Raw genomic sequence first — 12,495 nt, 5'->3', positions numbered from 1 at the left:
TGGACTGATAAGTATATAGTTTGTAAGCCAGCGAATTCCATCAGGGCTGTAGAATAAATTAGGTTGATTTATCAGCTATAAGCCGGATACATGACTGCATTTGTTTGTTTTTATTATTGATGTTATTTTTTTCTTGCATTCTACAGGAGGTCCATACATGAAAAAATTGGACAAAAAAATGAAGGAGTGTGTTTCCGCAATAAGTTAGAATAAATAGCAATAAACTTAAGAGGAAAGATGAAGAAAAATAAAGTAAAAATTTTTAGTGCTTCAGAAAAAACGGGGATAGTATTAGAAATGATGCTCCTCGCAGCAGAGCTACGAGGTATCTAAAAAAGTTTTAGTTGTTTCTTATGATATCACGAAGCAGAGCTTCGGGGAATTAAACCCTGAGAGATTAATAAAAGAGGAGTCGACACTTGGTCAGTTAGCTTCAAAATATGCAATAAGTGTTAAAACAATTCAAAATTGGAAAAAACAGTTTTTAGGTAATGCGGCATTAGCTTTTGAACCAGCTAAAGTTTTGAGTGAATATCAAGAACAAATAAATCATTTACAAGAGCAAAATGATGAACTTGCTAAAGCTCTTGGTAGAATCACAGTTGAGAGGGACTGGACCGTGGGAAAGCTCAAAAGCTTGGATTTATCAAATAAAAAGAGTCTTGTACACTCCAAGCTAAATCAACTCTCAAAATCACGACAGTGTGAACTATTAAAGATTAGTCGATCTACAGCCTACTATAAATCCAAGGAGATGAGTATAAATAAATTAAGTATTTTAAATAGAATAGATGAAATATATACAGATAATCCTGAATTTGGTTATCGCTATATTCATCAACAGTTACTAGAAGATGGTTTTATTGTCGGTAAAGATCGAGTACTGAAATATATGAGGATGATGGGTATAGAAGCTATTTACCCACATAAGAAAAAATCTACTTCTCGAAACGATAGTGAGCATAAGATCTATAGCTATTTACTTGATCAATATTGGACTAAATCTGGCTCAACAAAGCAAGTGTATGTGTCTAATGTAAATGAGGTTTGGAGTGGTGACATTACTTACATTAGAACTAATGGTGGCTTTATGTATATGGCAGCTATTATAGATTGGCATAGCAAGGCCATATTGAGCTATAAACTGTCAAATTCTATGGATGCATCTCTTGTAACTGATGTCTTGAAACAAGCTCTAAGTAAGTATAACGCTCCACAGATATTTAATAGTGATCAAGGTAGCCAATATACCAGTTATGACCACATAAATATTCTCAAGGAGCATGAGATATCCAAATTTCAATGAATGGCAAAGGTAGAAGTATTGATAATATAGTAATAGAAAGGTTTTTTAGAACTTTAAAATATAATTGTATCTTTATTAATGATTTTAACAATGTTAAAGAGTTAAAAGAGGGGATTGATCATTATCTGAATAAATATAATTATCACAGATTTCATTCAAGTATTGGTTATAAAAAGCCTATGAATGTATATCTGAATTATATGCAAAATTATCAGCAAATTGCTGCCTGATAATCGAAAAATTAGGAAAACATACTACTCATTTTTTTGTCTTGATTTTTCTAGTCCACTATCTACTTTTATCTTCTATATCTTTATGGGAAATCGCTATGCTTGAACAAAAAAAGCGTATCGATATTCCTGAAGTTTTGACAAAAATTCTAATTTTTCTGACTAAAGTAAAAATTTATATTTAAAGTTAAATATTTAGTGCTTTTATCAGCTTAAAAGCGATATTTCTACAATTTAAAGTAAATTATTTGATATATAATACAAATTATAGATTGATACACTCGCCACTTTTTTTAATCTCTCAGGGTTTAATTCCCCGAAGCTCTGCTTCGTGATATCACAAGAAACAACTAAAACTTTTTTAGATACCTCGTAGCTCTGCTGCGAGGAGCATCATTTTAAAAATTTTTTGTCAAAACTTCAGATATTCGGCAGCCCTTAAAAACCTTTCTAGAATCAATTATTAATATTTAAGGATTAGCTATTAAAGATATTTCAATTGAAGTTGCCGTAGAAAGCAACCTATTAGCTGATACAGCTTATTTCACTAAGGTCCTTACATGGTGGTAATGTTTAATATGTCATATAGCATCCCACAAATTTAGTGTCAGTATCTTAATGGATTAAGCTATACTTTATTAACTAGAGATCAGAAAATTCTTGCTTGGGCTGAACAAGGAGCTATTGAATCACTTAAAGTATAGTAATGAACAAAAAATATCAAAATATAGAAAAAATAAACGAAGAAGAAGCAAAAAAATTATTAATAGAGCTAGCTGATAAAATAGCACAATATAACCATGCTTATTATATAGAAGATAAGCCACTAGTTTCAGATGCCGAGTATGACCAGCTATTTAACACTAATCTAAAGTTAGAGCAAAAATGTCCTCATCTTATCTTAGAAAATAGCCCTAGCAAAAAAGTAGGTGCTAAAGTTGAAAATAAATTTGCTAAAGTCACGCATCAAGTACCGATGCTATCTCTTAGTAATGTATTTGATGAAGAGGATGTAAAAGATTTTTTAGATCGTATTAAAAGCTTTTTACGCCTTGATCAATTCTCTCCTATTTTTTGCGAGCCTAAAATAGACGGGCTGTCATTTGCTGCTACTTATAAAAATGGCATTCTTACAACCGGTGCAACAAGAGGCGATGGCTATATAGGTGAGGATATAACGGCAAATATCAAAACAATAAAAGATTTTCCTCACAAAATTAATAATGCTCCAGAACTTTTAGAAGTACGAGGGGAAATTTATATTGAAAAAAATGACTTTACAAGTTTAAACCAAGAGCAAGAACAGCAAGGCAAAGATAAATTCGCTAATCCTCGTAATGCGGCTGCCGGCTCGCTTCGTCAGCTTGATCCTTCCGTTACTGCAAAAAGACCACTGAAATATTTTGTTTATGCTATAGGTTCTGCAAAAGAGGAGCTAGCAAACTCTCAAGATCAACTACTTGCAAAATTTAAAGAGCTTGGTTTTAACGTTAATGAAATAGGTAAACTTGCAAACTCCGAAGAAGAGATATTTAGCTTTTACGAATATTTAAAAACTAACAGGAAAAATTTACCTTATGAAATTGATGGGGTAGTATATAAGCTAAATGATTTTGCTTTGCAAGATAGAATGGGCTTCATTGCTAGGTCGCCAAGGTTTGCTACCGCTCACAAATTCCCCGCTATAATAGGGCAAACCAAACTACTTTCTATTACGGTGCAAGTAGGTAGAACCGGTACATTAACACCAGTAGCAGAGCTTGAGCCTATAGAAATTGGCGGGGTCATAGTTAGCAGAGCAACATTACATAACTATCAAGAGATAGCACGAAAAGACGTACGGGTTGGCGATTATGTATTTTTGCAACGTGCAGGTGACGTAATCCCGCAAATTACCGGAGTTGATCTTGCTAAACGTTCTGCTGATGCCACAACATTTGATCCTCCTTTATTCTGTCCTTCTTGCAATTCTAAATTACATTATGTTCCTGAAGATATTATAATACGTTGCGATAATGGTCTTAACTGCCCTGCTCAGAATTATGAGTGTATACGTCATTTCGTATCAAAAAACGCTATGGATATTGAAGGACTTGGGCGTAAGCAAGTCGAATTTTTAATCGATAAAGGCTTAATTAGTAACCCTTATGATATATTCTTTTTAAAAGAAAAAAACGAAGCTAGCTTAACCAAACTTGAAAATATGGACGGGTGGGGTAAAAAATCTGTAGAAAATCTTTTCAACAATATAGAAAAATCAAAAAATGTTAGCCTGCCTAGGTTTATATATGCCTTAGGTATAAGGCATATAGGTGAGCAGAACGCTAAGTTACTCGCTAGAGAATTTGGTAGCTATGAAAATTTTATAGCTCAAATGGAATTACTAAAAGAAAACGATCCTGAAATTTATCAAAAATTAAACAATCTTGACGGTATCGGCGACAAAATGTTAGTAGATATTATTGATTTTTTTGATGTTAAGGAAAATATTGAGCTTATCAAAAATTTAAGTGAAGTATTAAATATTGAAGATTATAAAGAGACTAGAGAGCAAAGTAGCTTAACAGGTAAAATAGTAGTATTTACCGGCAGCATGCCAACTTTGTCACGAGCTGAAGCAAAAGCAACTGCCGAGAAACTTGGAGCAAAAGTTGCAGCTAGTGTTTCTTCTAACACCGATTTAGTAATAGCTGGTATCGATGCCGGCAGTAAGCTCAAAAAAGCAAAAGAGCTAGGAATTAAAATTATTGATGAAGCAGCATGGCTTACTCTTGTAAGAGATATTTAAGGTAATATCTGAAGTTTTGACAAAAATTCTAATTTTTCTGACTAAAGTAAAAATTTATATTTAAAGTTAAATATTTAGTGCTTTTATCAGCTTAAAAGCGATATTTCTACAATTTAAAGTAAATTATTTGATATATAATACAAATTATAGATTGATACACTCGCCACTTTTTTTAATCTCTCAGGGTTTAATTCCCCGAAGCTCTGCTTCGTGATATCATAAGAAACAACTAAAACTTTTTTAGATACCTCGTAGCTCTGCTGCGAGGAGCATCATTTTACTTTAAATTGTAGAAATATCGCTTTTAAGCTGATAAAAGCACTAAATATTTAACTTTAAATATAAATTTTTACTTTAGTCAGAAAAATTAGAATTTTTGTCAAAACTTCAGATTCACGGGATCCAGTTAAAAATACTAATAAAATTAGTATTTTTTATTATTTTCTGGATACCGTGGACAAGCCACGGTATGACATTGAGGACATTTTGACAATAGAAAAACCAATCTATTCAAACGAGGAAAATATGCAAAAGATGCATAATGCAGAATATCTTAAAGAATTATCAGTTAATAATATCTCATACAAAATTTACGACATAAATAAAGCTGCAAGCGATATCAATTTGCCTTTAAAAAAACTGCCCTATAGTTTGAGAGTGTTGTTTGAGAATGTGCTACGTACCGGTGCAAAACAAAACTTAATGGTATTCAAAGAATGGCTAAAGAATAAAAAATCAGATGCAGAAATAGATTTTATGCCGGCAAGGGTTTTGATGCAGGATTTTACAGGTGTGCCGGCCATAGTCGATCTTGCTGCTATGCGTGATGCGATGAAGAAGATAGGCGGTGATCCGCTAAAAATCAATCCGCTTATCCCGGTTGATTTAGTCATAGATCATTCAGTTAGTGTTGATTCTTATGCATCGGGTAGCTCATTTGATAAAAATGTAGCAATGGAAATGAGACGCAATATAGAGCGTTATCAGTTTCTGAAGTGGGGACAGCAAGCATTTAATAATTTCAAGGTAGTTCCGCCGGGTACTGGTATTTGCCATCAGGTAAATTTAGAGTATTTAGCAAAAGTTGTGTGGCATAGCAATGGAGTGGCTTATCCTGATAGTTTAGTTGGTACAGATAGCCATACAACCATGGTGAATGGGTTATCGGTACTTGGTTGGGGCGTTGGCGGGATTGAGGCAGAGGCTGCAATGCTTGGACAGCCACTTACTATGATTCTGCCGGAGGTAATCGGCGTAAAGCTAACAGGTAAGTTAACAGGTACTGCTACTGCCACTGATTTAGTCTTAAAAATTACTGAAATGCTACGGAAGAAAAAAGTAGTAGGTAAGTTTGTTGAGTTTTATGGCGAAGGTCTTAGAGCTATGACAATTGCCGATCGTGCTACTATTTCTAATATGGCACCTGAATATGGTGCTACTTGCGGATTTGTCCCGATCGATCAGGAAACTATCAAATATTTAGAGTTGACAGGTAGAGATAAAGAGCAAATCAAATTAGTAGAAGAATATGCCAAAGCTCAAGATTTATGGTGCAATTTTGACCATGCAGCAGAATATACTGATATTTTAGAGCTGGATTTATCTGAAGTGACAAGTTCGCTAGCAGGTCCAAGACGTCCGCAAGATCGAGTAAATTTAGGTGATGTAGCAAGTGGTTTTAAGAAAGAGCTGCCGACTTTTTCTTCAAATAATATAAGTATTGATACAAAACATGCTGTAGCAAACCAGAATTACGAAATTGGTAATGGTGATGTGGTGATTGCAGCGATTACTAGCTGTACTAATACCTCTAACCCTTCTGTGATGATTGGGGCAGCTTTGCTTGCTAAAAAAGCGATAGAGCAGGGATTAAAGGTTAAGCCTTGGGTTAAAACTTCACTTGCTCCTGGCTCGAAAGTTGTAACGGAATATTTAAAAAGCAGCGGACTTAATCAATATTTAGATCAATTAGGATTTCATTTGGTTGGTTATGGCTGCACTACTTGCATTGGTAATTCAGGACCTTTAAATCCAGAAATAGAAGACACCATCAACAAAAACGGCTTAGTCGTTGCTTCTGTTTTATCAGGCAATAGAAATTTTGAAGGGCGAATTAACCCGCTTACTAAAGCTAGCTATCTTGCTTCGCCTATTTTAGTTGTAGCATATGCTCTTAGCGGTAGCCTTAATACTGATCTAACAAATCAACCATTAGGAAAAAATGATAAAGGCAGAGATGTTTATTTAAAGGATATTTGGCCAAGTAAAAAAGAGATAGATAAGGTCATTGCAAATTCTATTAATTCATCTATGTTTGTAGAAAAATATTCCGACATATTTAGTGGAACTAAAGAATGGCAAAGTTTAGAGGTAACAAGCAGCTCTAATTATGCTTGGGATAAAAGCAGTACTTATATTAACAATCCGCCTTATTTTGAAAATATAGGCAGTAAAAATAGTATAAAAGATATTAAATCTGCACGAATTTTAGCAATTTTTGGTGATTCTATTACTACCGATCATATTTCACCTGCAGGAAGTATAAGTAAAACTAGTCCTGCTGCTAAATATTTAACGGATCATCAAATATCACCTATTGATTTTAATTCTTACGGGTCACGCAGAGGAAACCATGAAGTGATGATGCGTGGCACATTTGCCAATATTCGCATAAAAAATGAAATGTGCAGCGGAGTAGAGGGTGGTTTTACTATAAACCAGCTAAAAAATATGCAGCAAACTATTTATGATGCAGCAATGGATTATAAAACAGATGGTGTATCTGCGGTAATTTTTGCTGGCAAAGAATATGGTAGTGGTTCATCAAGAGACTGGGCAGCAAAAGGTCCGCAGTTGCTTGGTGTTAAAGCTGTTATTGCTGAAAGTTTCGAGCGAATACATCGTTCAAATTTAGTCGGGATGGGAGTATTACCGCTAATTTTTACAAATAATATGACTCGTTTTGATTTAAAATTAGACGGATCAGAATCTATTGATATTATAGGTTTAAATGAACATATAAAACCTTATAATCCGGTTAAATGTATTATAAAAAAACAGAATGGCGAAATGCAAACTATCGATTTAATATTGCAAATATTTACAGATAATGAGATAAATTATATAAAGCATGGTAGTATTATGCATTTTGTGGTAGAGAATTTGAATGGTTAATTGTCATTCCTGCGAAAGCGGGAATCTATTAATTAAAAGGTATAAACTCCAAACAACAATGCCTTACAAAAATAATATAAAAAGGTAGAAATATGGATAAACAACTTAAGGAATATACCGAAAGCGGTAAGAAAAATTTAATTGTGGTATATATATTATATTTATGCGGAATAGTAGCACCGATATTGCCTTTAATTGGTGTATTTTTTGCATATCTTAATAAAGATAAAGGCGATAATTTTGCCACTAGCCATTATGTATTTTTATTCCGTACTTTTTGCCTTGGTATCTTAGGGTGGATTGCATGCTTCATATTTACGTTTATTGTTATTGGCGTAGTGTTATATTTTATTTTAGCTGGTTGGTATATATTGCGTGTTGCTATCGGCTTTAAATATATGATAGAAGATCAGGCATATCCAAATCCTATGACTTATTGGATTAAATAATGTGAACAGCAAATATATTATATAACCCAATAAAGTAGAAAAGAATTGTTTTGTAGCGGTATTGCAACAATTTATGAAATGAATACCTCAGTAAAATTTACTAAAAAGTGGTAATTTAAAAAATTTATAATTTCAAATCAAGTGAAGAACCGCTTCAAACTTGATTTGTACAATTTTAAAACAATAAGAATGATAAAACTTACGATCGATGGGCAAGAAATAGAAGTATCAGAGGGTACTACAGTTTATCAAGCCTGCACAAAAGCCGGTAAAGAAATCCCACATTTTTGTTATCATGAGCGTTTAAAAATTGCTGGTAACTGCCGTATGTGTTTGGTTGAAATGGAAAAATCACCAAAGCCGATAGCTTCTTGTGCGATGCCTGTAGGCAATGGTATGGTTATTCATACTGATACGCCAATGGTGAAAAAAGCCCATGGGGGAGTGATGGAGTTTTTGCTTGTTAATCACCCTCTTGATTGTCCTATTTGTGATCAGGGTGGAGAGTGTGATTTGCAGGATCAGGCTTTTAGATATGGCAAAGGCACTAATAGATTCCATGAAAATAAACGCTCTATTAAAGATAAATATATGGGACCGCTGATTAAAACAGCGATGACTAGATGTATTCAATGTACTAGATGTATTAGATTTGCCAATGATATAGCCGGAATAGAAGAAATGGGGGCTATCCATCGTGGTGAGCATATGGAAGTTACTTCTTATTTAGAGCAAACTTTGGATTCTGAAATTTCCGGCAATATGATAGATATTTGTCCTGTTGGAGCTCTTAACTCCAAGCCTTATGCTTTTAAAGCTAGAAAATGGGAGCTAAGACATACTGCTAGTATTGGCGTGCATGATGCAGAAGGTTCAAATATCCGCATTGATAGTAGGGGTGATGAAGTGATGCGAGTATTACCGAGAGTTAATGAGGAAATTAATGAAGAGTGGCTCTCAGATAAAAATCGCTTTAGCTATGATGGTTTAAAATATCAGCGTTTGGATCAGCCTTATATTAGAAAAAATGGTAAATTAATCCCTGCAAATTGGGATGAAGCTCTAAAAGCGATAGCTGATAAAATTAAATCTATTAAGCCGGAAAAAATTACTGCTTTCGCTGGGACTCTTGCTTCCGTTGAAGCAATGTTTATGCTTAAAACTTTCTTACAAAAAATCGGTTGTAATAATTATAGCGTTAATCAGTTTGACTATAAATTAGATACTACGCAGCGAGGAAATTACTTATTTAATACTACTATAGCGGGACTTGAAAAAGCCGATTTATGCTTGTTAATCGGGGCAAATCCAAGGCAGATAGCACCAGTTCTAAATAGTAGAATAGGCGGAAGAATCCGAGTAGGTTCATTAAAAGTAGCAAGGATAGGAGAGGGACATAACCAAACCTATAGAATTAAGGATTTAGGAAGTGATCTTAGGATACTTGAGGAGCTAGCTTCAGATGAGCATAAATTTGCAAAAGAATTAAAAGCAGCAAAATATCCAATGATTATAATAGGTGATGGTATTTACGGACGAAATGATGGATACGCTATATTATCGTTGATTTATAAAATAGTCGATAAATATAATATCATGCGTGATGATTGGAAAGGCTTTAATATGCTTCACAATCACGCATCGATGGTTGGTGGGCTTGATATCGGTTTTAATACTGAATATACTAAACTGGAAGAGATAGAACTTGCTTATTTGCTTGGAGCAGATGAAGTTAATTTGGATAAGCTTAAATCAGCTTTTATAGTGTATCAAGGGCATCATGGGGATATTGGTGCTACGAAAGCCGATGTTATTTTACCATCAGCTGCTTATACCGAACAGAGCGGGATTTACGTAAATCTAGAGGGTAGACCGCAAATAGCAGAAAAAGCAGTATCACCTGTAGGGAAAGCTAAAGAAGATATAGCGATAATTAAGGAGCTTGCCGATTGTTTAAAAGTGGATACCCTAGTAAGTAATTTACAAGAAATACGAACAAAGCTTGCTAAAGAATATTCCGTATTTGCTGATATCGGTAAAATTATGGAGAATAAGTTTGCTAAATTTAGCTCTAAAGATAAATTATCAAAAGAGCCTATAACTTCTAGACCTATTAATTATTACATGACTGACGTTATTAGTAAGAATTCTGTAACCATGGCAAGATGCGTAGAGGCTAAGCAGAAAAGAGATGAGGAGGCAGCGTGATAATAATGTCATTCCCGCATAGGCGGGAATCTAGCCAATATAATTTGTCATCCCGTGGTCAAGCCACGGGATGACACAGAGTTAAGTTGACACTCATGCACCCACGCAGAAATGACGTTATACATGTTTTTCGAGTCATTCAACATGACAGACAAGTTGCGGGATGATATTAAAATTAATCTCTCAGGGTTTAATTCCCCGAAGCTCTGCTTCGTGATATCATAAGAAACAACTAAAACTTTTTTAGATACCTCGTAGCTCTGCTGCGAGGAGCATCATTAACATTTATGACAGAACTCTTTTTTGAATATATTTTTCCGTTAATTATAATCACATTAAAGGTGGTGGCGATTACTATACCTTTAATATTATGCGTTGCGTATTTAACATATGCTGAGCGTCGTGTGATTGGGCTTATGCAACTAAGACGTGGTCCTAATGTTGTTGGTCCGTTCGGGCTTTTGCAGCCTATTGCCGATGCAGTAAAGCTATTATTTAAAGAGCCGATTATTCCCACTAACGCCGATAAAATATTATTTGTCCTAGCACCGATGATAACTTTTATATTAAGCTTAATCGGCTGGGCAGTTATACCTTTTGCAGAAGGTGTAGTGCTTGCTGATATTAATGTCGGAGTTTTATATATTCTTGCTATTTCTTCCTTAAGCGTTTACGGCATTATTATTGCTGGTTGGGCTAGTAACTCAAAATATGCATTTCTTGGGGCTATACGCTCATCGGCACAAATGATTTCTTATGAAGTATCGATGGGGCTTGTTGTTATTACTGTGCTACTTGCTACCGGTACTCTGAACTTAAGCCAAATTATTGAAGCACAGAGAACTATGCCGTGGTGGATTGATTTAATGCTAATGCCGATGGGGGTAGTATTTTTTATCTCAGTACTTGCTGAAACAAACAGATTGCCTTTTGATTTACCGGAAGCTGAATCAGAGCTAGTTGCTGGTTATAATGTCGAATATTCCTCTATGGGTTTTGCCTTATTTTTCCTAGGTGAATATGCTAATATGATATTAGTTAGTGCGATGACTACCACTTTCTTTTTAGGGGGTTATTTGCCACCATTTAATATATTATGGTTAGATTGTATTCCAGGTTTCTTTTGGTTTGTTTTCAAAGTTGGATTTTTACTATTTTGCTTTTTATGGATTAGGGCAACGCTGCCACGATATCGTTATGATCAGTTAATGCGTTTAGGGTGGAAAGTATTCTTACCTCTAACCTTATTTTGGGTTATGTTGGTGTCTAGTGTATTAATGTATACTGACAATTTACCAAATATTTGATATAAGATGAGTAAAGATATAAAATCATACCTTTTTATGGAGAAATTGGAGTCTTTACCATTTATAGAAGAAATATGGCTTTTTGGCTCTAGGGCTAGAGGTGATAATAATGAACGCTCTGATATCGATCTTGCGATTATTTGTCCTAATATTACAGATAACTGAAGTTTTGACAAAAATTCTAATTTTTCTGACTAAAGTAAAAATTTATATTTAAAGTTAAATATTTAGTGCTTTTATCAGCTTAAGAGTGATATTTCTACAATTTAAAGTAAATTATTTGATATATAATACAAATTATAGATTGATACACTCGCCACTTTTTTTAATCTCTCAGGGTTTAATTCCCCGAAGCTCTGCTTCGTGATATACTACTTGAATGGAAGAAAGCAGTTATATACATAAGAGTCATAATGTCACAGTACTAATATATCATTTAGTAACGCCGGCAAAGTATAGAAGAGTAATATTCAATCAAGAACTAGATGATTATTTGTGTAAAATTTGTGAGCACATAGAAGATCGTTATGAAATTAGATTTTTAGAAATAGGAGTAGATAAAGATCACGTACATTTTTTATTACAGTCAATACCAATGTATAGCCCAACAAAAATAACTCAAATCATAAAAAGTATTACTTCTAAGAAAATGTTTGAGAAATATCCAAATCTTAAAGAAAAATTATGGGGAAGTGAGTTTTGGAGTAAAGGATATTTTATGAGCACAGTAGGTAAACATGGTGATGAGCAGAAATTACGTAATTATGTACAGAATCGAGGTTCAGGCAAACCTTCTTATAAAGCATTTCAACAAAAACAGTTAAAGCTTTTTGGATAGATACCTCGTAGCTCTGCTGCGAGGAGCATCATTAAAAATTTTTTGTCAAAACTTCAGAAATAAAGATGAGATACCGTCTTGAGTGTCAACAACTTTTTCATTATTTTACCTCAATTTTATTTTACAGGGTTTTTATATTTGCACTAAAAGATGTTTTGTTATTAAGAACACCATAAATTATGTGAAGCAACTTAC

The 12,495-nt window shown here is 34.0% G+C and carries 9 protein-coding genes; all 9 read left to right on the top strand.

The window, feature by feature from the left end; genetic code table 11:
• Positions 1-358: 358 nt before the first annotated feature.
• The 9 genes from AAHI98_RS02690 to tnpA all read left to right on the top strand — a co-directional run bounded on the left by AAHI98_RS02690 (position 359) and on the right by tnpA (position 12,300).
• Complete coding sequence (locus AAHI98_RS02690) at positions 359-1,306, top strand: IS3 family transposase (protein WP_342225018.1); 948 nt, start codon at positions 359-361, stop codon at positions 1,304-1,306.
• Positions 1,303-1,536 carry an integrase core domain-containing protein gene (locus tag AAHI98_RS02685; RefSeq protein ID WP_342224981.1) on the top strand — a complete coding sequence of 78 codons (234 nt, stop codon included), beginning with the start codon at positions 1,303-1,305 and terminating at the stop codon, positions 1,534-1,536. The genes AAHI98_RS02690 and AAHI98_RS02685 overlap by 4 nt, the downstream gene beginning before the upstream one ends.
• Before the next feature lie 706 nt (positions 1,537-2,242).
• Entirely contained in the window at positions 2,243-4,324 is a 2,082-nt protein-coding gene (gene ligA, locus AAHI98_RS02680; RefSeq protein ID WP_342224980.1) for an NAD-dependent DNA ligase LigA, read from the top strand.
• Between the two features lie 525 nt (positions 4,325-4,849).
• The gene (gene acnA, locus AAHI98_RS02675; protein WP_342225017.1) at positions 4,850-7,498 is read left to right on the top strand and encodes an aconitate hydratase AcnA; all 2,649 of its coding nucleotides are present in this window, start codon (positions 4,850-4,852) and stop codon (positions 7,496-7,498) included.
• Positions 7,499-7,590: 92 nt separating this feature from the next.
• The gene (locus tag AAHI98_RS02670; RefSeq protein ID WP_342224979.1) at positions 7,591-7,947 is read left to right on the top strand and encodes a DUF4870 family protein; all 357 of its coding nucleotides are present in this window, start codon (positions 7,591-7,593) and stop codon (positions 7,945-7,947) included.
• Positions 7,948-8,136: 189 nt separating this feature from the next.
• The gene (gene nuoG, locus AAHI98_RS02665) at positions 8,137-10,155 is read left to right on the top strand and encodes an NADH-quinone oxidoreductase subunit NuoG (protein ID WP_342224978.1); all 2,019 of its coding nucleotides are present in this window, start codon (positions 8,137-8,139) and stop codon (positions 10,153-10,155) included.
• 287 nt (positions 10,156-10,442) lie between these two features.
• Entirely contained in the window at positions 10,443-11,462 is a 1,020-nt protein-coding gene (gene nuoH, locus AAHI98_RS02660) for an NADH-quinone oxidoreductase subunit NuoH (protein ID WP_342224977.1), read from the top strand.
• Between the two features lie 6 nt (positions 11,463-11,468).
• Positions 11,469-11,627 (top strand): nucleotidyltransferase domain-containing protein, encoded by a 159-nt coding sequence (locus AAHI98_RS18055; protein ID WP_410526187.1) that lies wholly within the window; start codon positions 11,469-11,471, stop codon positions 11,625-11,627.
• A 214-nt stretch (positions 11,628-11,841) separates the two neighbouring features.
• Entirely contained in the window at positions 11,842-12,300 is a 459-nt protein-coding gene (gene tnpA / locus AAHI98_RS02650) for an IS200/IS605 family transposase (protein ID WP_342224976.1), read from the top strand.
• The last annotated feature ends 195 nt before the right edge of the window (positions 12,301-12,495 follow it).

Source organism: Rickettsia endosymbiont of Urophora cardui (genome assembly GCF_964030725.1).
Classification (GTDB): Bacteria; Pseudomonadota; Alphaproteobacteria; order Rickettsiales; family Rickettsiaceae; genus Rickettsia.
Note: the sequence above shows the minus strand (reverse complement) of the source record. Positions and strands in the feature narration are given on the sequence as shown.